Genomic DNA, 25921 nt, shown 5'->3' on the forward strand with positions numbered 1-25921 from the left:
GCTTAAACGAAAACAAGCCGCGCTTTCCTTCCGGAAGCACGGCCTTGCAACTACTACTCGGTCTGACAATTGAGAGCGTGTGCTCTCAAGAGATTAGTACAGACGAGTACGGCGTGCGTTTTCGCGAGCCAGTTTCTTCGCGTGACGTTTCACAGCAGAAGCTTTAGCGCGCTTACGTTCGGTAGTCGGTTTTTCATAGAACTCACGACGACGAACTTCCGCCAGAACACCCGCTTTTTCGCAGGAACGCTTGAAGCGACGCAGTGCTACGTCGAACGGCTCGTTTTCACGTACTTTAATTACCGGCATGTAACTCTCACCTTTAATAAATTCGGTTTGCCGCTGGCATCAACGCCAGCTTATTTCAAAATGGTGCGGAATTTTACTGCAATTGCTGCTGCTTTGTAAAGCACCGACGCGTTTTTGAAAGGGACTTTTTAAGGGTGGGGAGTATACACGAAGCAGGTTCCTGGGGCGAACAATGTTTTACAAGCCGGGGCAGAAAACCTACACTGCGCGGTATTGAAACGAGGTAAATCTAGCCATGCGTGTACTGGGAATTGAAACATCCTGCGATGAAACCGGCATCGCAATTTATGACGATGTAAAAGGTCTGTTAGCCAACCAATTGTATAGTCAGGTGAAATTACATGCTGACTACGGCGGCGTCGTGCCTGAACTGGCCTCGCGCGATCACGTGCGTAAAACGGTGCCATTGATTCAGGCCGCGCTGAAAGAGGCGAATCTGACGGCAAAAGATATTGATGCCGTGGCCTATACCGCCGGGCCGGGTTTAGTTGGCGCGCTGCTGGTTGGCGCAACCGTTGGGCGTTCGCTGGCGTTTGCCTGGAATGTTCCGGCGATCCCGGTACACCATATGGAAGGTCACCTGCTGGCCCCGATGCTGGAAGATAACCCGCCGGAATACCCGTTTGTGGCGCTGCTGGTCTCTGGCGGTCATACGCAGCTTATCAGCGTGACCGGCATCGGCGAGTATGAACTGCTGGGCGAATCAATTGATGACGCGGCGGGCGAAGCCTTCGATAAAACCGCCAAACTGCTGGGGCTTGACTACCCAGGCGGCCCGATGCTGTCGAAAATGGCCTCTCAGGGCACGGAAGGGCGCTTTGTTTTCCCGCGTCCGATGACTGACCGTCCGGGGCTGGATTTCAGCTTCTCTGGCCTGAAAACTTTCGCGGCGAACACCATTCGCAATAATGACAACGACGATCAAACGCGTGCCGATATCGCCCGTGCTTTTGAAGATGCGGTGGTCGATACATTGATGATCAAGTGCAAACGCGCGCTGGATCAAACCGGCTTCAAGCGTCTGGTGATGGCAGGTGGCGTGAGCGCTAACCGAACCTTGCGTGCAAAACTGGCGGAGATGATGCAGAAACGTCGCGGTGAAGTGTTCTACGCGCGCCCGGAATTTTGTACCGATAATGGGGCGATGATTGCCTATGCGGGCATGGTGCGCTTCAAAGCGGGGGTAAATGCAGACCTTGGCGTGACCGTGCGTCCACGGTGGCCGCTGGCGGAGTTACCGGCGGCGTGACGGCAATGCCGGATGGCGCTTGCGCTTATCCGGCCTGTAAAATACAAAACAAAAGCGTGTCATTCGGCACGCTTTTATTTTTTCTCTTCTTCTTTTTTCTTCTTAAACCGCGCCCAGATTTTTGTTTCCTGACGACGCCACAGACGCTGAATATTGTCATGATGACGCAGTAAGATCAGGCACGACAGCATCGACACCGGGAAGGTGTATTGCGGTTTAAACCACCAGACGTAAAACGGCGCAACCAGCGCGCTGACAATGGCGCCCAGCGATGAATAGCCGCTCAGCAGGATGGTCAAAAGCCAGGTGCCCGCCATCACGCCGGTGAGATCGAGGCCAATCGGCGCAATCGCGCCAAATGCGGTGGCGACGCCTTTTCCACCGTGAAAACCGAAGAAAACCGGCCAGATGTGTCCAAGACAGGCAGCAATCGCCACCAGCCCCAGCCAAAACGGAGTAAGCCCGAGGGCATATGCGCCCCAGACCGGCAACATCCCTTTCAGGATGTCGAAAATCAGAACTGCTACGGCTGCTCCCTTGCCGCCAATTCGTAAAACGTTGGTCGCCCCGGGATTCCCGGAACCACTCTCGCGAGGATCGGGTAAACCCGCGATGCGGCAGACCAGAATGGCGCTGGAAATTGAGCCGCAAAGGTAGGCGAGGAGGATCATTCCAGGCGCGATTGCACTCATAACGCTGTTCCGTTGTGAAAATGTCGAAGTATTCTCTGCATCTGTGGATAATACGCATAATTCGCCGGAAGTGGTATCCGGTTCAGCCAAAAAGCAGGCAGGTCGTGATGGATATTGTATTTATAGAGCAACTTTCGGTAATCACCACTATCGGTGTTTACGACTGGGAACAGACTATCGAGCAGAAACTGGTGTTCGATATCGAAATGGGATGGGACAACCGGCGGGCGGCATCCAGCGACGACGTTAAGTATTGTCTGAGCTATGCCGATATTAGTGAAGCGGTGATTGAACATGTCGAAGGTAGCCGCTTTGCGCTGGTTGAACGCGTGGCGGAAGAGGTGGCCGAACTGCTCATGACGCGCTTTAACTCCCCATGGGTGCGTATCAAAGTGAGCAAACCCGGCGCGGTCGCCAGGGCGGCGAACGTGGGCGTTATCATCGAGCGTGGCCAAAATCTGAAACAAACTATTTAAATTCACAATGTATTAAACCAAACGCTATTACACCGGTCTTAGAGCCGGGTTTATTTTATTTTTTAAATTTTAAGGGTTTAAGTGATGAGCGATATGCACTCGCTGCTGGTTGCGGCTATTCTGGGTGTTGTCGAAGGATTGACGGAGTTTCTGCCTGTCTCCAGCACCGGCCACATGATTATTGTGGGGCATTTGCTGGGTTTTGAAGGTGAAACGGCGAAAACGTTTGAAGTGGTGATTCAGCTCGGTTCGATTCTGGCCGTGGTGGTGATGTTCTGGCGCCGTCTGTTTAGCCTGATCGGCATCCATTTTGGCCGACCGGTTCATGAAGGTGAAGGAAAAGGGCGTTTGTCGCTCATCCACATTCTGCTGGGGATGATCCCGGCGGTGGTGCTGGGGCTGGTGTTCCACGACACCATCAAGTCGCTGTTTAATCCGGTTAACGTGATGTACGCGTTGGTGGTCGGCGGTTTCCTGCTGATTGCCGCCGAATGCCTGAAGCCAAAACAGCCGCGCGCGGTAGGCGTGGACGACATGACCTATCGTCAGGCGTTTATGATTGGCTGCTTCCAGTGTCTGGCGCTGTGGCCGGGCTTTTCTCGCTCCGGCGCGACCATTTCCGGCGGCATGCTGATGGGCGTAAGCCGCTATGCGGCGTCGGAATTCTCATTCCTGCTGGCGGTGCCGATGATGATGGGTGCTACGGCATTGGATCTCTATAAGAGCTGGCACTTCCTGACGCTTGCCGACTTGCCGATGTTCGCGGTTGGTTTCGTAATGGCGTTTGTCGTCGCGTTAATTGCCATCAAAACCTTCCTGCAACTCATCAAACGCATCTCGTTTATCCCGTTCGCCATCTACCGCTTTATCGTCGCGGCAGCGGTGTACGTGGTCTTCTTCTGATGCCCAGCCCTCAGTCTTTCGGCTGAGGGCAACGTTTTTCTTTCCAGTTCGCGACAGCCTGAATACGACGGCGCGTCAACTCTTCGCGGATCGCGGGCCCCTGAAAACCGGCTTCTATCACCTCTTTATTCGACACGCTTTTCGCCACGATCCATGCTTCACGCAGCAAGCGCCCTTGCGGGTAGTCGCAGGCTTCAAAATGCGTACGTCCGCGCACGTCGGCTTCGCTGGTCAGCGCGATTTGTTCAACGCGCTGTGGCTTACGCCAGGCATCGATTGAATCGAACAGCTTGATGATGGTTTTCGGCTGCAAAATCGGGAAGGTGTGAATGAGATCGTGGAACTCCGCCACCAGTTTTGCTAAATCGCGCATCTCATTAGGCACTTTCAGACGCATACAAAGCTGTTCCACCAGTTTGACGCCTGCCGGGCCGTGGCCATGATGGCGCGGCCAGAGATGTTTTGGCGTTAAGCCTTTGCCTAAATCGTGGCACAGGGTGGCAAAACGAATATCGATTTCAGAGCTCAGCATGGCCGCCATCGTCAGCGTCATCAGCGTATGCACGCCGGTGTCGATTTCCGGATGCCATTTTTCCGGCGCAGGCACGCCGTACAGCGCGTCGATTTCCGGGAACAGCACTTTCAGCGCGCCGCAGTCGCGTAAGGTCTGGAAAAAGACCTGTGGGTTACGAGTACCGAGCGCACCTTCCGTCTCTTTCCACACGCGTTCCGGCGTCAAATGTTCAAGTTCGCCAGCGGCGGTCATGTCGCGCATCAGCGTCAGGGTTTCATCGGCAATGCGGAAGCTAAGATGGGCGTAGCGTGCGGCAAAACGCGCCACGCGCAGCACGCGGAGCGGGTCTTCGCCAAAGGCAGGGGAAACATGGCGTAACAGACGATTTTGCAAATCGGCACGACCGCCGTAGGGGTCGATAATCGTGCCGTTGTCGTCCTGTGCGAGGGCGTTTACTGTCAGATCGCGGCGCAGTAAATCTTGCTCCAGCGTCACATCCGGTGCGGCATAGCAGGTAAAACCCGTATACCCGGAACCCGATTTACGCTCGGTACGTGCCAGCGCATACTCTTCATGGCTTTGCGGATGCAAAAACACGGGAAAATCGCGGCCTACCTGCTGGTAGCCCGCGTCGAGCATTTGCTGTGGCGTCGCGCCGACCACGACCCAATCTTTATCTTTGACCGGCAGGCCTAATAAACCGTCTCTTACCGCACCACCGACCAGATAACTCTTCACGCCACGCTTCTCCTCGCTATTGTCCTGTGTGGATAATACGAGAGAAGCGGCGTTATGGCTAATTCATCCAGCGGTCTTTACGCTTACGGCTAGGCACCAGATGCGGCAGCACCAGGCCAAGAATCAGGCCAGCGCCCAACACGCCGCCACCGTACATAAACCACTGCATGATGATGGTGCGCTGTTTATCGTCGAGCTGCAGGTTGGCGGCGCTCACTTTTTTCTGCGCCACAATCAGCTCATTTTTCAGCTTCTGGTTTTCTTCTTTCAGGCTGTTGATCACGCTGTCGCTCTGGGAGACTTTGGTCTGCATTTCAGCGGTGCGCTGATTCCAGGTCGAATCGATATTATTCAGCTTGTCGGTCAGGGTTTTCACCTGGTTTTCCAGGTCCGGCACGCGGGTGCGCAGGCTCGGCGTTTCCGTCAGCTCTTTCAGTGGGATCCACGCGGTACGGCCATTGCCGTCGCGAACTTGTCCGTACTGGGTGCCGGGATTGGTTTGCAGCAGGGTGACTTCTTCACCGGCGTTAATGGAGCCTACCAGGCGATAGTTATCGCCGGGGCCGCTACGAACCCAGGTATTCAGTTCATCAGAAACATAACGCTTCTCATCAGCATGGGTGACGGCGGAAGCGGTAAGTGCAAGTAAAGTGACTGCGATTAGGCGTAATTTTGGCATCAGGTCATCGTTTTTGTCATAAAAGTGGAACGATAGTAGTGGCAACAGTCTGGCGACGCAAAGCCTTCTACAGCAATCAGAATCATCCAGGAGGCGCGGGTGACGTCGCAAGAGTGTTAACCGCGTAAAGTTGCCGCGCAAATTGCGCATTGCATGGTAATTTTTCGCAAAATACTATCTACTGACAAAAAGATTACCTGGAAGTTCGCCGAAAGGGTACTTCCGGGCCACGAAACCATAAGAAATCAGCCATGGCACAAGAAATTGAATTAAAGTTCCTCGTTGATGAGGCAGGTGTTGATGCCCTGCGTCAGCATCTCTCCTCCCTGAAGGCCGAGCATTCGGACGCCGGGAAACTCCTCAATATTTACTACGAAACTGAAGATAACTGGCTGCGTCGTCACGACATGGGCCTGCGCATTCGCGGCGCGGGCGATCGCTATGAAATGACCCTGAAAGTGGCCGGTCGTACGGTGGGCGGGCTGCATCAGCGTCCGGAATACAATATCAATCTTGATGAACCGACACTCGCGCTGGAAAAGCTGCCTGCCGAAGTCTGGCCGAATGGCGAGCTGCCGGATGGGCTGGCGGAGGAGGTACAACCTCTATTCAGCACTGATTTCTTGCGTGAAAAGTGGGTGGTAAGCCACGGCAAGAGCCAGATTGAAATCGCGCTCGACCTGGGCGAAGTCAAAGCAGGTGATTATCAGGAACCGATTTGCGAGCTGGAACTGGAACTGCTTTCCGGCGAAACCGCCGATGTTCTGACGCTGGCGCAGCAGCTTAACCAGACAGGTCTTGTGCGTCAGGGCAGCCTGAGCAAGGCCGCGCGCGGCTATCATCTGGCGCAGGGCAACGAGGAACGTCCTCTCAAGCCTGCGGAAATCATGCAAATCGCGCCGAAATCGACCATCGAACAGGGGCTGGAAGCGGCGCTGGAAAAAGCGCTGGCGCACTGGCAATACCACGAAGAGCTGTGGGTTCGCGGTAATAGAAAAGCGAAAGACGAAGTGCTGGCGGCAATCGGCCAGATTCGCCACACGCTGATGCTGTTTGGTGGCGTGGTGCCGCGCAAAGCCAGCGCACCTCTGCGCGATTTACTGACCCAGGCAGAAGCGGTGCTGGGCGGCGATATTTCTGCCCATGATGCCGCCTTTAACGTGGCGGTGACGCAGGCTAAACTGGCCTTCACCGAGTGGCTGGTGACGCGCGGCTGGCAGCCTTTCCTCGATGCCAAAGCGCAGACCAAAATCAGCGACTCCTTTAAGCGTTTCGCCGATACCCATCTTTCGCGCCAGGCGGCAGAACTGCGCACCACTTTTGCGTATCCGCTGGGCGACAGCTATGCCGACCAGTTGCCACGTTTAACGCGCGATATCACCTGCGTACAGCTGCTGGCGGGTTATTACAATCGCGCTCAGGCCGACGCATGGCTGGCAAACTGGCTGGGATTACGTCACGCCATTTTGACCCGCCAGCACATCGAAATTGAACATTTCCGCAATGAAGCACTGGCGGTTGAGCCATTCTGGTTACACAGCGGAAAACGATAACTGACCTCAGGGAAATCGAGTATGACCCCGCTTTCATCGCAGTTACAGCAGCACTGGCAAACGTTGGTTGAACGGCTGCCAGAGACCTTTCCGGTAGCGACGCTGACGCCGCAGGCGCAGGCCGTCATGACGTTCAGCGATTTCGTTCAGCAAAGCCTGACGATGTATCCCGAATGGCTGGAAACGCTCGCCAGCCAGCCGCCGCAGGCGGACGAATGGCAGCACTATCGCGACTGGCTACAGGCCGCGCTGGTAGACGTAACCGATGAAGCTGGGATCATGCGCGAACTGCGGTTGTTCCGCCGACGTATTATGGTACGCATCGCCTGGGCGCAGTCGCTGTCGCTGATTTCTGAGGTGGATACGCTGCAACAGCTAAGCGTGCTGGCCGAGACGCTGATCGTCAGCGCCCGTGACTGGCTCTATGACGCCTGTTGCCGGGAATGGGGCACGCCCAGCAACGCCGACGGCGTCGCGCAACCGCTGTTGATTCTTGGCATGGGCAAGCTGGGCGGCGGGGAGCTTAACTTCTCCTCGGATATCGACCTGATTTTTGCCTGGCCGGAGCATGGCTCCACGCGCGGCGGGCGTCGCGAACTCGACAACGCCCAGTTCTTTACCCGCCTCGGTCAGCGGCTGATTAAAGTGCTCGACCAGCCGACGCAGGATGGCTTTGTCTATCGCGTCGATATGCGCCTGCGTCCGTTTGGCGACAGTGGACCGCTGGTGCTGAGCTTCGCTGCGCTGGAAGATTATTACCAGGAGCAGGGGCGCGACTGGGAGCGCTACGCGATGGTAAAAGCGCGGATTATGGGCGACAACGATGACGTCTGGAGCCAGGAATTGCGCGCCATGCTGAGGCCATTTGTTTTCCGTCGCTATATCGACTTCAGCGTGATTCAGTCGCTGCGCAGCATGAAAGGGATGATTGCCCGTGAAGTGCGCCGCCGGGGGCTGAAAGATAACATCAAGCTCGGCGCGGGCGGCATCCGTGAAATCGAATTTATCGTTCAGGTGTTCCAGTTGATTCGCGGTGGGCGTGAACCGTCGTTACAGCAGCGATCACTGCTGCCGACGCTTGCGGCGATTGAAAACCTGCACCTGCTTTCAGAGCATGACGCAGACGCGCTGCGCGAGGCGTATCTCTTCCTGCGTCGCCTGGAAAACCTGCTGCAAAGCATCAACGATGAACAGACGCAAACCCTGCCGGGTGACGACCTTAACCGCGCGCGTCTGGCGTGGGGAATGGGCGTGGCCGACTGGGAGGCGCTCACCGTACAGCTTGAAGAGTTGATGGCGTGCGTGCGGCGTATTTTTGACGAGCTGATTGGCGATGATGAATCCTCGCCAGAAGAGGAAACGCTGGCTGAAGACTGGCGCGAACTCTGGCAGGACACGTTGCAGGAAGAGGACAATCCGCCGGTGCTGGCGCACCTCAGCGAAGACGATCGCCGCCAGGTGGTGGCGCTGATTGCTGATTTCCGCAAAGAGCTGGATAAACGCACCATTGGCCCGCGCGGGCGTCAGGTGCTGGATTCGCTGATGCCGCATCTGTTGAGCGAAGTGTGCGTGCGCGATGACGCGCCGGTGCCGCTGATGCGCATCACGCCGCTGCTGATTGGCATCGTCACGCGAACCACCTATCTGGAGCTGCTGAGCGAATATCCGGGTACGCTGAAACACCTTATCCGTTTGTGCGCGGCCTCGCCGATGGTCGCAAGCCAGCTGGCGCGTTATCCGTTGCTGCTGGATGAACTGCTCGACCCGAACACGCTTTATCAACCGACGGCCACCGACGCCTATCGCGACGAGCTGCGCCAGTATTTGCTGCGCGTGCCGGAAGAGGATGAAGAACAACAGCTTGAAGCATTACGCCAGTTTAAACAGGCGCAATTGCTGCACATCGCCGCAGCCGATATCGCCGGAACCTTGCCGGTGATGAAGGTGAGCGATCACCTGACCTGGCTTGCGGAAGCGATGATTGATGCCGTGGTGCATCAGGCATGGACACAAATGGTCGCCCGCTACGGGCAGCCGACGCATCTGCACGACCGTCATGGGCGCGGTTTTGCGGTAATTGGTTATGGCAAGTTGGGCGGCTGGGAGCTGGGCTACAGTTCCGACCTTGATCTGGTGTTCCTTCACGACTGCCCGGCAGATGTCATGACCGATGGCGACCGCGAAATCGATGGCCGCCAGTTCTATCTGCGTCTGGCGCAACGCATTATGCACCTGTTCAGCACGCGGACGTCCTCCGGCATCCTTTATGAAGTTGACGCGCGCCTGCGCCCGTCCGGTGCGGCGGGCATGCTGGTGACTACCGCTGAAGCCTTTGCTGATTACCAGCAAAATGAGGCGTGGACATGGGAACATCAGGCGCTGGTCCGCGCGCGCGTGGTCTATGGCGACCCGCAGCTTCAGCAGCAGTTTGACGCGATTCGTCGCCAGATCCTCACCAACGTCCGCGATGGCGACACCTTACGCACCGAAGTGCGCGAGATGCGTGAAAAAATGCGCGCCCATCTGGGTGGCAAGCAGCGCGATCGCTTCGATATCAAAACCGATGCCGGCGGGATCACCGACATTGAGTTCATTACGCAATATCTGGTGCTGCGCTACGCGCATGAAAAACCGAAGCTGACGCGGTGGTCTGATAATGTGCGCATCCTCGAACTGCTGGCGCAGAACGACATTATGGATGAGCAGGAAGCGCAAGCGCTGACCCGCGCCTACACCACGCTGCGCGATGCGTTGCATCATCTGGCGTTGCAGGAGTTGCCGGGGAACGTTGGGCTGGAGCGTTTTACCGCCGAACGCGAACAGGTAGAGGCGAGTTGGCTGAAGTGGCTGGTCACGCCGTGAAATGTGCTATTATCGCGCCAAATTTTTGAATCTCTCAGGAGACACGAATGAAAGTAACGCTGCCAGAATATGAGCGCGCAGGTGTGATGGTTGTGGGTGATGTGATGCTGGATCGCTACTGGTATGGCCCAACCAGCCGTATTTCTCCGGAAGCGCCGGTGCCGGTGGTGAAGGTTGAAACCATCGAAGAACGTCCTGGCGGTGCGGCGAACGTGGCGATGAATATCGCGTCCCTGGGAGCGAATTCTCGTCTGGTCGGCCTGACCGGCATTGACGACGCTGCGCGCGCATTGAACAAAGCGCTGGCGGATGTGAACGTCAAATGTGATTTCGTCTCCGTGGCGACGCACCCGACCATCACCAAGCTGCGCGTGCTGTCGCGCAACCAGCAGCTGATTCGTCTCGACTTCGAAGAAGGTTTTGCCGGGGTTGACCCGCAGCCGCTGCATGACCGCATTAAAAGCGGCCTGGCGAGCGTGGGTGCACTGGTGCTTTCCGACTACGCCAAAGGCGCGCTGGAAAGCGTACAGCAGATGATTAAGCTGGCGCGTGAAGCGAAAGTTCCGGTATTGATCGACCCGAAAGGCACGGATTTTGAACGTTATCGCGGTGCCACGCTGCTGACGCCAAACCTCTCTGAGTTTGAAGCGGTCGTGGGTAAATGCAAAAGCGAAGCGGAGATTGTTGAGCGCGGCATGAAGCTGATTGCTGATTACGAACTTTCCGCGCTGCTGGTGACCCGTTCCGAGCAGGGCATGACGCTGCTGCAGCCGGGCAAAGAGCCGCTGCATCAACCGACCCAGGCGCAGGAAGTGTATGACGTCACCGGTGCCGGTGATACGGTGATTGGCGTGCTGGCGGCAACGCTGGCGGCGGGTAATTCTCTGGAAGATGCCTGCTACTTCGCTAACGCGGCGGCAGGCGTCGTCGTGGGTAAACTGGGTACGTCAACCGTTTCGCCTATCGAGCTGGAAAACGCCGTACGCGGTCGTGCGGAAACCGGTTTTGGCGTGATGAGCGAAGAAGAGCTGAAGCAGGCGGTGGCTGCTGCGCGTAAACGCGGTGAGAAAGTGGTGATGACCAACGGTGTGTTCGACATTCTGCACGCAGGTCACGTCTCTTATCTGGCAAATGCACGCAAGCTCGGCGATCGCCTGATTGTTGCGGTGAACAGCGATGCCTCGACCAAACGTCTGAAGGGCGAATCCCGCCCGGTGAACCCGCTGGAACAGCGCATGATCGTGCTGGGCGCACTGGAATCCGTCGACTGGGTGGTCTCTTTTGAAGAAGATACCCCGCAGCGCCTGATCGCCGGGATCTTGCCGGATCGCCTGGTGAAAGGCGGCGACTATAAACCGGAACAGATTGCCGGTAGTGAAGAGGTGTGGGCCAACGGCGGTGAAGTGCTGGTGCTCAACTTCGAAGACGGTTGCTCGACCACTAATATCATCAAGAAGATTCAAAAAGACGCGAATAAATAAGCATTACTTTTTTCGTTTAAAAGCCCTGTTGCCTTCGGACGACAGGGCTTTTTATTGATTTATCAGAAATATGATTTAGCACATTTTTTATCCACAATAAGCGCACGGAATGTCCAAATTCTGATTTTTGGTCGGCGAATACTGAAATCAGATAAAGCATATACACTCAGATATACAACGACTGAAGGAGTATGCCGATGGACAACAGCAATATTTATTCCCTGAATAATTTTGATTTTTTGGCCCAGAGCTTTGCCAGAATGCACGATCAGGGTCAGGACGTTGATTTAGAAGCAATTACTGGCAACATGGATGAAGAGCACCGCGTCTGGTTTTGCAGGCGTTATGAACGCTATTGCCAGAAACAGAGCGTGCCTGAGCTGGAACACTGATAGGTTTGTGTCGATCGTAGGCCGGGTAAGCGCAGCGCCACCCGGCATTTTTCTTACTCTTTATCTTCCGCTGGCGTGGCCGCCCGGCTCTCGAGCTCGCTCAGACGCTGCTCAAGAAGCGCCAGTTTTTCACGGGTACGCAGCAGCACTTGCGTCTGTACGTCGAACTCTTCACGGCTCACCAAATCCAGGCGAGTCAGCTGTGACTGCAGGACCTGACGGACTTTTTTCTCTACATCATCCCCGAAATCACGGAGGCCTTTCGGCATAGATTCATGGACCTGGCGTGCGATTTGTTCAATTTTTTTCGGGTCAATCATCGTCGTTTACCTGATTTGTCTGTTCTGACGATCATTGTAGTGCCTTACTTCCTCCCGATAAACCAGAATTGTTCGAAGCTTATGCATTGCCGAACATAGTCAATAGCGTTATAGTGAGTACGCTTATTCTCAGGGCGGGGCGAAATTCCCCACCGGCGGTAAATCAGCTACGGCTGAAAGCCCGCGAGCGCTTTGAGTGCAAACTCAAAGGTCAGCAGATCCGGTGTAATTCCGGGGCCGACGGTTAGAGTCCGGATGGGAGAGAGTAACGATCCAGTCGGGCTGAGCCCGCTCGCGTTATCCATTTGCCGCTAAACCGGCACTCCTAAGACTGCCCTGATTCTGGTAACCATAATTTTAACGAGGTTTTTTTACCATGAATCAGACGCTACTTTCCTCTTTTGGTACTGCTTTTGAACGCGTTGAAAACGCACTGATTGCCCTGCGCGAAGGCCGCGGCGCAATGGTGCTGGACGACGAAAACCGTGAAAACGAAGGCGACATGGTCTTTGCCGCCGAAAACATGACTGTTGAACAAATGGCGCTGACTATCCGTCACGGTAGCGGCATCGTTTGTCTGTGCCTGACGGAAGAACGCCGCAAACAGCTGGATCTGCCGATGATGGTAGAGAACAACACCAGCGCATACGGCACCGGTTTCACGATCACCATCGAAGCGGCGCACGGCGTGACTACCGGCGTTTCTGCCGCTGACCGCCTGACTACCGTTCGCGCGGCGATTGCCGACGGCGCGAAACCGTCTGACCTGAACCGTCCTGGCCACGTCTTCCCGCTGCGCGCGCAGCAGGGCGGCGTACTGACTCGCGGCGGCCACACTGAAGCGACCATCGATTTGGTTTCTCTGGCTGGCTTCAAACCGGCGGGCGTGCTGTGTGAACTGACCAACGACGACGGCACCATGGCGCGTGCGCCAGAGTGCATCGAGTTTGCCCGCAAACACAATATGGCGCTGGTGACGATTGAAGATCTGGTGGCGTATCGCCAGGCGCACGAGCGTAAAGCAAGCTAATCGAGGCGTTATTCGATAAAAAGCCCGCGATGCGGGCTTTTTCGTATCTAGTTGTAGTTAATCTTAAAGAGCACTACTGTTTCAAACGGCCCCGTTTTTACCGTTTCCCCTGCCACCTGGCTCAATTCAGCCTGATAGGTTTTCTCCCGCATTAATAACGAGGAGTCAAAGTCGGCATACTCTTTGTATTCATTAAAGTTAAATAACGTATTGTCGTCCGTATCGCGGATCCTGAGCTGCAGCCCATTACCGATACGCAATGAGGTATCGTTTTCCGCCAGCGTTTCGGTGGTGTAAAACGACGATGAGACCTTAAAGGTATCGGTGCACTGAGAATCGGCAATGTTTTTGGTGGTTTTAATGGAAAAGCTGCGTGTCAGGGTTTTTGAGGCGATTTCCAGATTATTAAAGCTACCAAAGTCGATGGTCTGATTTTCCGGGAAGATGCTGAAATTCACGCTACAGTCCAGCACGCGAATTTGATCAAGACCAGTGACATGATATTTCAGGTTCTGGGCTTCCGGGTTCTGGTTTACGCCGCCCACGCCGTCAAACTGCACCAGAATGTAATCGCTAATGCTGCTTTTGTAATCATGCGGTGGCATGGAGATAATTTTCACATACAGCCTCATTCGCGCCACAAAGGTTCGCGAATAGTGAATGCTGTTGACGTCGCCAGAACAGAGATCGTGTTCCCATCCGGCCGCTTTAATCTGCTCCGGGGTGTAAATTGAGAGCTGCTTGTTGTCCAGACACTGATGAGTATCAATCCCGATGCTACCTCGCGAGGCATCGTAATCAACGCCTTCGTAGGTGACGCCAAGCTGATAGTAAGGGTCATTCGCTGAAATGTAAGGATTCACCCATGCGTAGATATCCTCATTACCGAAGTTAGGCGCGGTGCCGGTATCGCAGTAAACCGGAATTTTAATATCGTTACTTTCCCAAATCTTATCACCCGGTTTCGCGTTGCTCGGAACGGCAAATGGCTCAATGTTGGTAAAACCTTCAACCGGCCCGCCTGTTGTACCCAGGTAGCAGTTAACCGCCAGGGCGGAGCGCAAAGGGATAAGCATGAGCAGCACTAACGACGTCAGGCAGAGCAGGCGCTTCATTTTTTCTTCTCCGGGGCTTTGACGTCACACTGCCCATGGCATCGCACGTTAAGTGTGCGCATTGCGCCGTAGTCATCCATGTAACCCAATGCATAGGTATTGCCCGTATAGTTTCCTGCATCAAGAGTGACGGCAGAGAAAGGGGCAATTATGGTGCTTTTAAATCCGGGAAAAAGGCTACGGTCATCTTTGCCAAAAAATGCCAGCGTAATGTAATAACCTGTTGGGTTTTGCACCCGTAACGTGCTGGCATGCTGCGACGCGGTAAGCTGCTCTTCCACAATCACCCCCGGCGTTTTTTTTAGTGCCTCCGGGCGCCAGAAGAGTTTTAGTCTGGACTGAACAGCAAGCTGCACGACTGCGATATTACCGCTGTTTTCAGGCTCTGGCGGAATTTCTCTCACATTGAAGTAAAAGAGAGACTCTCTGTCTGCCGGGAGTGATTTCACGCTGGCCTGTTTAACAATACGAACCTGCGTCAGGGTACCTGGTTCCAGACGTTGAATAGGCGGAAGTGCCGAAAAATAGCGGTCGTCCTTTTGGCCCTGCTCATTTTCAATCCAGGAGTAGGCAAGATAGGGGAGCTTTTTGCTTTGGTTTTCCAGCCTCAGGCTGCTGGCTTTATCAGCGCTGTTAAAAACGATACGCGTTCTGTCAGGCTGGATAGCCGAATGCGCGGCTAGCGGTATCAACAAAGTTAAAATATAGAGTGTTTTTGAGAGTGTCATCTTTCATCCTTAATTAATGACAAGGTAAAATAACTTGTTGTTTTATATGTTCTAAATTATTTGGGAGCGAGATGGTACAGCGCTGGTTTTTTCCCCACATCACGTCAAACTGCTGGTTATCCTTAATGCCGCTTAACCAGGCATGGCCCTCTTCACTGACCATTCCGATATCAATGTTACTTTCGGCTTGATGAATCACCGCACCCAGCGGGGGGTAATGACCATCGGGCGTCCGCAAAATGACGCTAATATCACGACCTGTACGCGATGCTACGGTTTTATAGCCGATGGCGCCTTCCGTCCAGGTTTCACGGGTAATGCTTTCATTAACCGTTACGCCATCCGGCAGTTGATTCATATTTACGGCAATAGACGTAGGTTGATAGCTTCCAGCCATGGGAACGACCGCATATCCCAGTCGATTTGTTTCATTGAAGTCACCCTGCACGGGCACGCCCGGAACACCATCGGTGTCGATCATAATACGGGGTTCATTGCCGAAACTTCGGCGATGCATCGCCAGGCCGTGACGGGTGGCGGTGACCGAACCGCTCCAGCTTGCGCTCAATGAGCTGTAATCGCTGGCGGCGTAGCTGCCAGCCAGTTGTAAATCACCCAGCGAAGTCAGGTGTTGAAGGTTGCCGCGGAACTGGCTGCCGTTATCCGGTTTGTCTGTTTCTACACCGGCAGAGACGCCCCAGGTATTGCGGGGATTTGACGCATCGCTCCAGCTCAGCATGTTGCTGGTGGTATTGCTATTGCGCATGTCGTAGTTCAGGCGGCGACTGTAGCCAAAAGGAATGGAGAGCGAAACGTACAGTTGGTTATCCGTATCGCTTTCTTCATAGCGCGTGGTGCTCCATGATGTTGATAGCGATAAGCCTTTCCACTCACCGAGATCAAAGTTATATCCCGCCGTAAGCGTGGCGGTTGTCGAGCTATCGCCATCCCACCATTTCTGACGCAGTGCGCTGACATAAAGGTTAAGGTTGAGCGGGGTGATAGGTTGATTGAATGACACGCTGATGGTCTGTTTTTCATCCTGCGTGTCAGCATCGTTATATTGATGGTCTATAAAGTTGGCATAGCTGTGGAACTCGCGTTCGGAGAAGCGATACGCCGCCAGCGAAATCTGGCTGTCTGTAGCATCAAATCGCTTACTGTAGTTCAGGCGGTAGCTGAGTCCTTTTTCCGTATGACCATCATCGAACGTGCTGCTGGCGTGGGTGACGTCGAAAGACAAAGCGCCCAGCCATAGCATATTTTGCCCGATGCCAACCGCCACCGAACGGTAATCGCTTCCTGCGGCCAGTACGCCGCCATAAAGTGAGGTATTTGACAGCATCCCCCACGAGGCTTCACCGCTGGCAAACGTATCGTCAATCACGTGGTGGGATATATCCGGGCGTGCCCGACCTGCGGCGAACTTATAGCGCACCTGGCCTTCACGGGTGAGAAATGGCGTAGAGGCAGCTGAAACCTGAAAACTGTTAACCCGCCCATCTTCTTCGGTGACTTTGACGTCCAGCGTCCCTTGTACCGATTGGTTGAGGTCGCTGATGATAAACGGGCCGGGTGCAACTTTTGTCTGGTAGATAACGCGCCCGGCATGACTGACCGTTACCGTGGCGTTAGTCTGGGCGATGCCGCTTATCTGCGGCGCGTAGCCACGCAGTTCCCAGGGCAGCATGCGATCGTCACTGGCGAGCGCCGCACCATTGTAGGCAAAAGCATCAAAGATACTGGAGCTGAAATCGGTTTCGCCCAGCGTGAGTTTTGCGCCAAGTGCAGGGAGTGGGCGAAAAAGATAGGTGCGCGAGAGACCACGCGTGGTTTGTGAGCTTTCATCGTTACGGTTCTGGCTAATTTGGTAGTCGCTGCGCAGACGCCATGCGCCCATATTCAGCCCCGCCGTACCGTAAGAGTTAATATTTTCACTGTGCTCGCCGTGATTAGGACGATAAGTGCTGGCAAAAAGATTGTAATCCAGCAGCAAGCCCGCCACCCCATCATCCCAGGAGGAAGGAGGCATCCAGTTGTCTGATTTCCAGGAGAGCATTGCCTGGGGGATACTGACATCCAGACGCTGATCGGCACGATCCAGTGTAAACTGGATAGCAGAGTGGTTGCTAAAATCGACGCACCCCTCTTTCAGCGTTAGTGCGTTGCGGATGTTTTCCTTAAGACCGAGTTGATCGGCAAGTTCAGCCGGAATACAAACCGCCACCGTTTTTCCATTGGCTTTCCAGTGAAGCTCCTGCCCGGCAGAAATAAGATTTTTGTTTACCGCCACGGAAACGAAGTAGTTTCCGGGGGCAATCGCTGCCTTTTCTTTAAGCAATGAAATATCTACGCTGTCACGCATAGACTTATCCAAAACATTGAGATTGAATTCAACGGCCTGAGCAGAGACGGTGAATAACAAACCACTGCTTAAAATCAGAAACTTGCAAGTATCCATGGCGTCCTTACCGGGGCTATTGCAATAAGCGAAAGGGGCGGCCATAGAGGCCGCCATCTATTACTTGTAGGTCAGCGTATAATTTGCCGTCGCCGTTACGCCTCCCGGCGTGACGCTGTTGGAGCCGATTTTTTCCATCCAGGCTTTAAATGGCAGGATTTGGGTTTGGGACGCTGCGATAAGGTCGAGAGTTTGTGCTGCGCCCAGAGTGATATTGCTGCTGTTTTTATCCAGAATACGCACACCGACGTTGGTCGCGCCGCTGGCGTAGGTATTGGTTAACAGGCTGCTGTCTGAAGGATCAACGCTGCCGCTGCTGAAGGTAACGTCAACTTTGGTCACTTTCTGCGCGTTTCCGTTGTCGGAATTTGGTAAGTCGCAGTTAATCAGATGCAGGCTTGAGTCTACTGCATCAGAGTGATTGTTCGCATTGATATAGGTAGCCGGAACTTCCCCCAGATTGACCTGTTTATCAACATCGTCAGCCTGAATAGAGCACGGCGCGCTGATGACCAGACCCGTAAACGTAATTTTGCCGCCACCGCCGTCGACATCCGCCAGCGCATATCCAGAAGTGAGAGCGGTTAATGCCAACGCCAGCAATGTTTTCTTTCCTGAAATCATAGAATATCCTTTTAATATAAAGAGATAGGTTTAAATTTAATATTCTTTGACTCAATTATATCGTAAGGAGTATTAATGTAGAATTAGGAAGGCTTAAAAGTGAAATTCATAAAACTTAAAATATTGTCTTTAATAATATTATCTAATGATAATATTTGTGTTGTGATTGGTTTTGTTAAATAGCTCAATTTTTTGTATGGTTATTATTATGAAATCTTCTGGGCTTACAAGTGGGTTACTGAATTTTCGGATTAAATTGTGTGACACAATGTAGCCGGCTTAATTACGCCGTGCTGTAATCCTGGCACGGCGTAAAAATATTATCCGAGTCCAATCGATTGTAAAAGGACCAGGCTAAGCCCCATCACAGACATGCCACACAATACGCCGTAGCTTGGGTTGTTGTTGGGGTCTATCTCTTTCGCCAACGGCATCAGCTCATCCACTGACAGCGCGACCATAATTCCGGCCACCGCCGCCATAATGGCCGCCATCACTACCGGTGACACCAGGCTACCGAGTATGAGCCATGCCAGCACGCCGCCGAGGATTTCCGCCATCCCGGAAATTCCTGCCCAGAATACCGCTTTTCGCTTTGAGCCAGTAGCGGCATAAATGGGCCCGGAAACGGCGAGGCCTTCCGGAATATTGTGTAGCGCGACGGCAAAGGCGATGCCGAAGCCGAGTTCCAGGTTATTGCTGGCCGTAACAAACGTCGCAATACCTTCCGGGAAGTTATGCAGGCTGATGCCCAGCGTCAATAGAACCGCCGTTCGCCGGATGTTGGGCGGCAGGGGTTTTACATCCGCAGGCGCTAAATCCTGCGGGTGGGCGTGCGGCAATAGGCGATCGAGCGCGAAATAGCCGAGCAGGCCGACGACAAACATACCGTAGCCCAATACGGGCGACATGCCTTCGGTATGCAGGGCGGCAGGCAGCATTTCCATCAGGGAAATCAGCAGCATAATGCCCGCCGCAAAGCCCAGCGAAAACGCCAGCACGCGGTTAGATGGCTTTTGCCCGATAACGCCAAGGATCGCGCCAATAAACGTGGCCGCACCCGCTAATAAGGTCAGAATTAAGGGTACCGACATCGCTTACTCCTTATGATAATGATTATCATTTATACTAAAAGTTGTCGTCCATTACGAGAGGCTTATTGCGTCTTTACTCCAGCTTACATTCAAATTTTCTGAAGATCATCATCACGCTTATCTGAGTTTCACCCTGTCTAAAACAGGTTAATGTAGTGTTATTACATCGTACTCTTTATGAGGATAACACCATGTCTCGTACCCGAATGCCAGCGTTGTTTTTAGGTCACGGTAGCCCGATGAACGTGCTGGAAGACAACATCTATACCCGCACCTGGCAGCATCTGGGCGAGACGCTGCCGCGTCCAAAAGCGATTGTGGTGATTTCCGCCCACTGGTTCACCCGTGGAACCGGCGTGACGGCCATGGAAACGCCGAAGACGATTCATGATTTTGGCGGCTTCCCTCAGGCGCTGTATGACATTCACTATCCGGCACCGGGCTCTCCGGCACTGGCGCAGAAGCTGGTTGAATTGCTGTCACCGGTGCCTGTAACACTGGACAATGAAGCCTGGGGTTTTGACCACGGCTCCTGGGGCGTGCTGATTAAGATGTACCCGAACGCGGATATTCCGATGGTGCAGTTAAGCATTGATAGCACTAAACCGGCGGCGTGGCACATGGAGATGGGGCGTAAGCTCGCCAGCCTGCGCGATGAAGGGATTATGCTGGTGGCCAGCGGCAACGTGGTGCATAACCTGCGGACCGCGAAATGGCACGGTGATGGCACGCCGTATCCTTGGGCATCGTCCTTTAATGAGTATGTGAAAGAGAATCTGAGCTGGAAAGGGCCAACGGAACAGCATCCACTGGTGAACTATCTGGATCATGAAGGCGGCGCATTGTCGAACCCGACGGCGGATCACTTCCTGCCGCTGCTGTATGTGCTGGGCGCGTGGGATGGCGAAGAACCTATCACGATCCCGGTGGATGGCCTGGAGATGGGCAGCTTAAGCATGTTGTCTGTTCAAATCGGGTAGTTTTTGCCGGATGGCGCTGCGCTTACCCGGCCTACGAATAGCCCGCTCTGTCAATGTGTTACGGACTGTCGGTAGGCCTGATAAGCGCAGCGCCATCAGGCTTGTTTCATCCTCTGACCAGCTTTATACCCCAGGCTGCGCTCATAATCAGCAGCAGCACCAGGCAAGTTCCGAAAGCCAGCATGCACGCCTGCGCCATATTCATAAAATGCCATGGCGGCAGGAGATACCAGCCTTCTGAGCTTTGGTACAAATTAACAAACCATTGTTGAGTGCTACTAAGCGTGACGCCATCAGGCACGATGGGCGCGTCATAGCCGCAGTCGCCGGTCGGTTTGAACCATTCCGGCGCCCACTGCGCCAGCGGCAGATTAAAGGGAAAAGTTGGGTCAGTTGAACAGCCCTGTACGCCAAACAGCGCGTCGGGGTCCGGGTTATGCACCGCATAATGGATACCGTTCAGCTTGATCGAAAACTTAATCCCCATAATGCTGCCGTAGAACGCCATTACGCAGCCAATCAGTTTCAGGATAATGTTTTTTGGGTTTATCGCCGCAATCACGCCGCCAAATACCATCACAAACATCGCGTAGCGAATATAAACACACTGTTCGCACGGGGCCATGTAGAGATAGATCTGGAAGAATGAGTGCGCCAGCACGATAAGCGCGCCCATCGCGATAGCCATAAACAGCCACAGAAAGCGCCGTTCCTGCCACCTCACCAGCGTATCGACCGGCGTTCTTCGCAGGTCTCTCAATAATCCCTTAATGAAAGCCATAAGCGTTTCCCTGTATTATTTGCTCGCCAGTTCGCGAATCAGGTCTGCCATAGCGTCGATGGATTTAATATTCTTGGTGTAGATCAGATATTTACCATTAACGACATAGGCCGGAACGCCCTGGATTTTGGCCACATCGTAGGCTGCTTTCCATTTTTCCAGCGTTTCCTGAACGGCAGGCTCTTTCAGCGCGGCTTCAAAATCAGCCTGGCTCATACCTGCGGCATCCAGGCCGGTTTTGATAAAGGCGGCTGGGTCTTTACCGTCAGACCAGCGCTCTTTTTTGTCGTGATACGCCGCGTAGTAGGCGAACTTCGCTTTTTTGAACTGCGAGTTGGCATCAAACAGTGAAATGCCTGCGGCTTTATCTTTGGCAATTAACACTGCAAAGACTTCGCTGGCCTGCTTGCCATATTCGCCTTTGGTTTCCAGATGGAACGGGGTGAAGGCCACCAGATCTTTCACTTTTTCCGACACCGGGCCGGTCACGGCTTTGTCGTACTTGTAGCAGAACGGGCAGGCGTAGCTGAAGACTTTAATCAGCGTTTTATCGGCGTTGGGAATCGGTTTCTCCAGCACCATGTAGTCTGTGCCTTCAGTGAAAGCCGATGCGGCAAAAGATGTCGCCAGCGCGGCAGTGAGTACCACGCCGGTAAATAATGATTTAATCCATTTCGTAGACATAGCCATTCCTTCTTATTTAAACATCTGCTGCGGATGAACCAGCATTGCACGGTAGTGGGTCTGATTCGGTTTATCCGACAGAACGTCGATTTCGACTTTCACTTCTTTGGTTTTGTAGTCAATTTCATTGAGCTTACCAATGGTCGGTTGACCAACATCGAATAAATGAATGGAGCCGCTGAAGCCAAACATCGTGTTGCGGTCTTTTTCATATTCGATGACAGACGTAATCGGGCTGTAGAAGTCGTAGCCGCGATCTTTACCGTATTCCCAAACCTGCTGGACGGTGCCTTTTTTCTCGTCGATTTTATATTCCACGAAACGGGAATATTTCATCGTTGGCAGGGCGGGTTGTTCGAGATGACGACCATCGCCGTTATCAAAGACGGTGAGTGTGCCTTTGCTGGAGAGCCACGCGGTATGTTGGGTGTAGGTGAAGTCGAAATCACTGTTCTGGCAGTTGCCGTTTTCATCACAGCTAATCGGTTTGCCTTTATCATCAACCGGTTTCAGCAGTTTGCTTGCCAGCTGTTTATTCCAGCCTTTGGACGGCGCAAGGATCCATTTCACCTGCTTATCACGGCCAATTTTAAACACGCCCTGGTGGCGTGAAGAAATAATAATGGAGTCGTCTTTGGCGTCATAAGCAATTGAGTTAACGTGCGCCCAGTTGCGTCCCGGCCCTACGCCCAGCGCATCGCCAAACGGTGTATCGGGTTCGAGCTTCGCCTGCTGGCCTGCGTGCGCAAGGTCGACGTTCACACAAACGGCACCAGCGTCGAGCGCGCCCAGTAGCGAGTCACGCATCGGATCGAGGATTTTGTTCAGGTCCCAGACATCGACCACGCGGCCTGATTTATCCACTTCCAGAATATGGTCGCGGATGGTGTTGACGTGTACGCCGTCATCGCGGCGATAGCTGTGTTTACCGACACGCAGCAGCACGGTGCCTTTCGACGTTTCGATGGATTCATGGGTGGCATCGACGAACCCACGCGGCAGTTTGTGATCTTCCAGCACCTGGCCCATCATATCGAATTCATACCAGTGCTGGCCCTGCACGGCCGTGTAGGTTCCACGTGGCGTTTCGCGAATACCCATCAGGTAGCCGCGCTTGTTGATGTTGCGGTCATGCCCATCGTAGAAGGTTTCCTGATCCAGCCACCAGCGATATTCACCTTCGGTATCCACCACAAAGGTAAATGGCGCAATATCAAAAGCCAGCGCGCCAGTTGCCGGGCCCGCGTCGAGAATACCGGCGTCTTTTGATTTTTCGCCATGCCAGTGCAGGTCGGAGCCCTGGGCGGTAAAGGTGTGGGTGTTCACCATGTAGAGGCGATCTTCAAAGCCTTTGGCGACTTTAACGACTTTCGGTTGTTGCAGGTCAGAGATAGAGCGGTTATCCATATAGTGGTTAACGATAGCGGAAGTCTGCACCACGTAGTCGTCTTTCATCGGCTTGCCATTTTCTTTCCATTCCACGGTGACTTTGTTGGCAAACTTCTGATACAGCCCAAAAATAGGAATACCGTCGTAGTTCTTCAGCGACTCCTCGCCTACGCTATAGCTGATAGGCACGCCTTTCTCGCCTTTACCATGAACGGTGACTTTCACATCGGATATGGTGTGACTATCGAGTTCAACCAACGCGGTTAAAGGCGCGTGTCCGTAGGGATCAACCACCACGGCACCCAGATGACCCGCCGGTGGCGCCGGCTGAAAACCTGCGGCCAGCGCGCTGGCGGTAGATAAACCAAAGGTAAGCGCAACGGCGCCCGCGAGGAACGTTTTTCGATATTGATTAAACATAACGATATTTCCTTATATATTCCCGTGGGTTATTTATGAGAAAACAAACATCGTTCTTTCTGAATGAGGTTTAAATCTATCTTTTATTTTTAAATATATTTTTGGTAAATGCATGGAGCGAATTTAATGATTGAGATAGTAGGGTTGTGATATATCAACCACAACCGCTATTGTTATAGAGTGTGATCCTGGTTGCATTGTTTTAAATAGCAGAATGTATATCTTTCATCATGGTATTCTGTTATTTATTTCTATGATAAATAACAGAATAACCTTAATGAAAAAACAAATGAAAATATGTTTATGTGAAATAAAAATATTGAATGTGAATTAAATTTAACTTTTAAGGATGAAAGAATGTATATCGCGTGGTACTGGATAGCCCTGGTCGCTGTACTTGCAGGATTTTCTATTTACCATGTCAGGCGTGAGCGCCGCGCCTGTCGGCAGGAAAGAGAGGCGTTGCTGGAGATGATTCGCCGTTGGCGCGAAGAGAAAATACCGCCCCAATAAGAAGCGGTATCTGAATCCGGACTTACTCGACAAAAACATGCGGGTAGAAACGGGAAAGATCCTGGGTAATCAGCGCGCGATCTTCGCGAATGCCAATTCCGGCCGGTTGATCGTTGATAAGCCAGCTGCCAATCAGCGTATAGCTGTCGCCAAACTTCGGCAGCGGATGGAACTGCTGCACGATCATGCCTTCTTCACCGTAAGGCCCTTCAACCTGTTCCAGCGTTTTGCCGTTCTCAATGATCGAAATATTGGCGCCTTCGCGGGAGAAGATCGGTTTCACCACATATTTGTCCATCTGCGGATGATCGTCTTCGGCAAAATAAGCGGGCAGCAGATTTGGGTGATCCGGGAACATCTCCCACAGCAGCGGCAGCAGCGCTTTGTTGGAAATAATGCTCTTCCATGCCGGTTCCAGCCAGCGCACGCCAGCGTCTTCAAGCTTGGTTGAGAATATCTCGCGCAGCATGTATTCCCACGGATAGAGCTTGAAGAGGTTGCCGATAACCTGATCCTGGAGATCGGTAAACTGACCTTTTTCACCCAGGCCAATATCGTCGATGTACAGGAATTCGGTTGCCACTTCCGCTTCTGCCGCGCAGTCCTGCAGATATTGCACGGTTCCACGATCTTCCACGGTATCGCGACAGCAGGTCAGGTGCAGCAGCTGAAAACCATGCTGTTCACGCAGCTCGGTGAAGCGCTCGATGATCTTTTCTTGCAGGCTGTTGAACTGATCGCTGCCTTCCGGCAGGTTACCGGCATTCAGCTGATCTTCCAGCCAGATCCACTGGAAGAACGCCGCTTCGTACAGCGAGGTTGGGGTATCGGCGTTGTTCTCGAGCAGCTTCGGCTCGCCCACGCCATCCCATGCAAGGTCCATGCGTGAATAGAGCGAAGGCTGATGCGTCAGCCACGACTGACGCACAAAGCCCCAGGTGTGTTTCGGAATGCGGAATTTGGTCATCAGCTCATCGCTGGCGACTACGCGCTCCACCACTTTTAAACACATCTGGTGCAGTTCTGCGGTGACCTCTTCCAGTTTTTCAACCTGGGCCAGGGTCAACTTGTAATACGCTTCTTCGCTCCAGTACGGCTCGCCGTACATGGTGTGGAAGTTAAAGCCATATTCGGTGGCTTTTTCGCGCCAGTCCGGGCGCTCGGTAATACTGATTCTTTCCATCTGACTTAGCCGCCCATTGAGCGAGAAGAGGTGCCGGACGCGCTGCTACGCTGCATTGTCGACTGTTTCGCGACAGACTCACCGAAGCCGCCACGGGTGACCGTGTTGGTGGTCGCCGGTTTTGGCGCCATCGCGGTTTTCGGTACCGTCATGGTGCGTCCTGGCTGCGCGGCGCCGTAGTTTTTGCCGCTGGCGTCGGTGTATTTACCGTATGCCGGGCTGGACGGGTTTTTGGATGTGAACACTGGCTGCTGCTGGAAGCCCGCGCCGCCGCTCATCATACGACCCATCATGTAACCGGCCATCAACGGCATCCAGAAGCTGCCGCTGCTTTGCGCCTGAGCCTGGTTTTCTGGCGCGACACCTGCCTGAGCAGGCGTTTGCTGACACTGGCCTTCACCAAATTCCGCGACGCAATCTTCACGCGTGGCATATTTCGGTGCAGTACGTTCCGCTTCTTTCTGTGCATTATTAAAGGCGGTGGTACATTCCGCACCTTTCCCCGGGTTGGCTGCCGAGCAGTCGTCCGCGTTTTGATAGAGGGTGACCGTTTCGTCACTTTGCTCACAGCCCGCCAGCATAAAGACGGCGGTGACAGCGAAAGCAACCGGTGTTAAATGGCGTGCACTCCAGCTTTTGCGAAAAGCGGCATGCTTAATATTATTTGTCCGTTTCATCGTTATCTTCCTGGACCCAATGGTAGAGCATTAGCGCTCAGGATAGTGGATGACTGGTTGAAAATGAAGCGAGA

25 protein-coding genes and 1 riboswitch are annotated in these 25921 nt (G+C 53.6%); of the genes, 10 read left to right on the top strand and 15 right to left on the bottom strand.

What is annotated here, in order from left to right; genetic code table 11:
• Nucleotides 1-93 precede the first annotated feature (93 nt).
• Complete coding sequence (rpsU, locus tag G163CM_RS21275) at nt 94-309, bottom strand: 30S ribosomal protein S21 (RefSeq protein WP_001144069.1); 216 nt, start codon at nt 307-309, stop codon at nt 94-96.
• A gap of 235 nt (nt 310-544) precedes the next feature.
• On the opposite strand from rpsU, the gene tsaD reads away from it, so the two are divergent.
• The gene (gene tsaD, locus G163CM_RS21280; protein WP_231826194.1) at nt 545-1558 is read left to right on the top strand and encodes a tRNA (adenosine(37)-N6)-threonylcarbamoyltransferase complex transferase subunit TsaD; all 1014 of its coding nucleotides are present in this window, start codon (nt 545-547) and stop codon (nt 1556-1558) included.
• A gap of 74 nt (nt 1559-1632) precedes the next feature.
• Here tsaD and plsY read toward each other — a convergent pair whose 3' ends face one another.
• On the bottom strand, nt 1633-2250 hold the full coding sequence (gene plsY / locus G163CM_RS21285; protein WP_149463893.1) for a glycerol-3-phosphate 1-O-acyltransferase PlsY: 618 nt from the start codon (nt 2248-2250) through the stop codon (nt 1633-1635).
• A gap of 107 nt (nt 2251-2357) precedes the next feature.
• On the opposite strand from plsY, the gene folB reads away from it, so the two are divergent.
• Complete coding sequence (gene folB / locus G163CM_RS21290) at nt 2358-2726, top strand: bifunctional dihydroneopterin aldolase/7,8-dihydroneopterin epimerase (RefSeq protein WP_015962952.1); 369 nt, start codon at nt 2358-2360, stop codon at nt 2724-2726.
• Between the two features lie 84 nt (nt 2727-2810).
• Entirely contained in the window at nt 2811-3629 is an 819-nt protein-coding gene (gene bacA / locus G163CM_RS21295) for an undecaprenyl-diphosphate phosphatase (RefSeq protein ID WP_015962953.1), read from the top strand.
• Nucleotides 3630-3639: 10 nt separating this feature from the next.
• Here the strand turns inward: bacA and G163CM_RS21300 are convergent, their stop codons facing one another.
• Both G163CM_RS21300 and G163CM_RS21305 read right to left on the bottom strand, forming a co-directional pair.
• Complete coding sequence (locus tag G163CM_RS21300; protein ID WP_231826195.1) at nt 3640-4881, bottom strand: multifunctional CCA addition/repair protein; 1242 nt, start codon at nt 4879-4881, stop codon at nt 3640-3642.
• Nucleotides 4882-4939: 58 nt separating this feature from the next.
• A complete protein-coding gene (locus G163CM_RS21305; RefSeq protein ID WP_041686171.1) occupies nt 4940-5560 on the bottom strand; it encodes a TIGR04211 family SH3 domain-containing protein in 621 nt (206 codons plus the stop codon).
• Between the two features lie 251 nt (nt 5561-5811).
• Here G163CM_RS21305 and G163CM_RS21310 point away from each other — a divergent pair, with 251 nt between their 5' ends.
• The 4 genes from G163CM_RS21310 (at nt 5812) to glgS (ending at nt 11848) form a co-directional block, all read left to right on the top strand.
• Nucleotides 5812-7113 carry a CYTH domain-containing protein gene (locus tag G163CM_RS21310; protein WP_231826196.1) on the top strand — a complete coding sequence of 434 codons (1302 nt, stop codon included), beginning with the start codon at nt 5812-5814 and terminating at the stop codon, nt 7111-7113.
• A gap of 21 nt (nt 7114-7134) precedes the next feature.
• Nucleotides 7135-9975 (top strand): bifunctional [glutamate--ammonia ligase]-adenylyl-L-tyrosine phosphorylase/[glutamate--ammonia-ligase] adenylyltransferase, encoded by a 2841-nt coding sequence (glnE, locus tag G163CM_RS21315; protein WP_231826197.1) that lies wholly within the window; start codon nt 7135-7137, stop codon nt 9973-9975.
• A gap of 47 nt (nt 9976-10022) precedes the next feature.
• Nucleotides 10023-11456, top strand: a complete 1434-nt coding sequence (hldE, locus tag G163CM_RS21320; RefSeq protein ID WP_015962958.1) for a bifunctional D-glycero-beta-D-manno-heptose-7-phosphate kinase/D-glycero-beta-D-manno-heptose 1-phosphate adenylyltransferase HldE — start codon at nt 10023-10025, stop codon at nt 11454-11456.
• Nucleotides 11457-11647: 191 nt separating this feature from the next.
• Nucleotides 11648-11848 (top strand): cell surface composition regulator GlgS, encoded by a 201-nt coding sequence (gene glgS / locus G163CM_RS21325; protein WP_231826198.1) that lies wholly within the window; start codon nt 11648-11650, stop codon nt 11846-11848.
• A gap of 53 nt (nt 11849-11901) precedes the next feature.
• Here glgS and ubiK read toward each other — a convergent pair whose 3' ends face one another.
• On the bottom strand, nt 11902-12168 hold the full coding sequence (ubiK, locus tag G163CM_RS21330) for a ubiquinone biosynthesis accessory factor UbiK (RefSeq protein WP_015962960.1): 267 nt from the start codon (nt 12166-12168) through the stop codon (nt 11902-11904).
• A gap of 121 nt (nt 12169-12289) precedes the next feature.
• Nucleotides 12290-12439, top strand: a riboswitch (FMN riboswitch).
• Between the two features lie 105 nt (nt 12440-12544).
• Between ubiK and ribB the strand changes: the two genes are divergently transcribed.
• The gene (gene ribB, locus G163CM_RS21335) at nt 12545-13198 is read left to right on the top strand and encodes a 3,4-dihydroxy-2-butanone-4-phosphate synthase (protein ID WP_015962961.1); all 654 of its coding nucleotides are present in this window, start codon (nt 12545-12547) and stop codon (nt 13196-13198) included.
• Between the two features lie 47 nt (nt 13199-13245).
• Here the strand turns inward: ribB and G163CM_RS21340 are convergent, their stop codons facing one another.
• The 5 genes from G163CM_RS21340 to zupT all read right to left on the bottom strand — a co-directional run bounded on the left by G163CM_RS21340 (nt 13246) and on the right by zupT (nt 19220).
• Nucleotides 13246-14313 (bottom strand): fimbrial protein, encoded by a 1068-nt coding sequence (locus tag G163CM_RS21340; RefSeq protein WP_231826199.1) that lies wholly within the window; start codon nt 14311-14313, stop codon nt 13246-13248.
• Nucleotides 14310-15041: a fimbrial biogenesis chaperone gene (locus G163CM_RS21345; RefSeq protein ID WP_231826200.1), complete on the bottom strand. Its 732-nt coding sequence runs from the start codon at nt 15039-15041 to the stop codon at nt 14310-14312. The genes G163CM_RS21340 and G163CM_RS21345 overlap by 4 nt, the downstream gene beginning before the upstream one ends.
• 13 nt (nt 15042-15054) lie before the next feature.
• Nucleotides 15055-17502: a fimbria/pilus outer membrane usher protein gene (locus G163CM_RS21350; RefSeq protein ID WP_231826201.1), complete on the bottom strand. Its 2448-nt coding sequence runs from the start codon at nt 17500-17502 to the stop codon at nt 15055-15057.
• 60 nt (nt 17503-17562) lie between these two features.
• Nucleotides 17563-18126 carry a fimbrial protein gene (locus G163CM_RS21355; RefSeq protein ID WP_231826202.1) on the bottom strand — a complete coding sequence of 188 codons (564 nt, stop codon included), beginning with the start codon at nt 18124-18126 and terminating at the stop codon, nt 17563-17565.
• 320 nt (nt 18127-18446) lie between these two features.
• Nucleotides 18447-19220, bottom strand: a complete 774-nt coding sequence (gene zupT, locus G163CM_RS21360; protein WP_015962966.1) for a zinc transporter ZupT — start codon at nt 19218-19220, stop codon at nt 18447-18449.
• Between the two features lie 191 nt (nt 19221-19411).
• On the opposite strand from zupT, the gene ygiD reads away from it, so the two are divergent.
• Nucleotides 19412-20200 carry a 4,5-DOPA-extradiol-dioxygenase gene (gene ygiD / locus G163CM_RS21365; RefSeq protein ID WP_231826203.1) on the top strand — a complete coding sequence of 263 codons (789 nt, stop codon included), beginning with the start codon at nt 19412-19414 and terminating at the stop codon, nt 20198-20200.
• Nucleotides 20201-20306: 106 nt separating this feature from the next.
• On the opposite strand, the gene dsbI is transcribed toward ygiD, so the two are convergent.
• From dsbI to G163CM_RS21380, 3 genes are read right to left on the bottom strand one after another with little or no spacing between them, the layout of a single operon-like run.
• The gene (dsbI, locus tag G163CM_RS21370; RefSeq protein WP_231826204.1) at nt 20307-20981 is read right to left on the bottom strand and encodes a protein-disulfide oxidoreductase DsbI; all 675 of its coding nucleotides are present in this window, start codon (nt 20979-20981) and stop codon (nt 20307-20309) included.
• A gap of 15 nt (nt 20982-20996) precedes the next feature.
• Nucleotides 20997-21665: a thiol:disulfide interchange protein DsbA/DsbL gene (locus tag G163CM_RS21375; protein WP_231826205.1), complete on the bottom strand. Its 669-nt coding sequence runs from the start codon at nt 21663-21665 to the stop codon at nt 20997-20999.
• Between the two features lie 12 nt (nt 21666-21677).
• Nucleotides 21678-23474: an aryl-sulfate sulfotransferase gene (locus G163CM_RS21380; RefSeq protein ID WP_231826206.1), complete on the bottom strand. Its 1797-nt coding sequence runs from the start codon at nt 23472-23474 to the stop codon at nt 21678-21680.
• Nucleotides 23475-23831: 357 nt separating this feature from the next.
• Between G163CM_RS21380 and G163CM_RS21385 the strand changes: the two genes are divergently transcribed.
• Nucleotides 23832-23987, top strand: a complete 156-nt coding sequence (locus G163CM_RS21385; protein ID WP_231826207.1) for a hypothetical protein — start codon at nt 23832-23834, stop codon at nt 23985-23987.
• A 22-nt stretch (nt 23988-24009) separates the two neighbouring features.
• Here the strand turns inward: G163CM_RS21385 and G163CM_RS21390 are convergent, their stop codons facing one another.
• Together G163CM_RS21390 and G163CM_RS21395 are read right to left on the bottom strand one after the other, a co-directional pair.
• Complete coding sequence (locus G163CM_RS21390) at nt 24010-25170, bottom strand: glutathionylspermidine synthase family protein (protein ID WP_231826208.1); 1161 nt, start codon at nt 25168-25170, stop codon at nt 24010-24012.
• A 5-nt stretch (nt 25171-25175) separates the two neighbouring features.
• On the bottom strand, nt 25176-25847 hold the full coding sequence (locus G163CM_RS21395; protein WP_231826209.1) for a DUF1190 family protein: 672 nt from the start codon (nt 25845-25847) through the stop codon (nt 25176-25178).
• Nucleotides 25848-25921: the final 74 nt, after the last annotated feature.

Origin of the sequence: Pseudocitrobacter corydidari (assembly GCF_021172065.1) — a bacterium.
Lineage (GTDB): Bacteria > Pseudomonadota > Gammaproteobacteria > Enterobacterales > Enterobacteriaceae > Pseudocitrobacter > Pseudocitrobacter corydidari.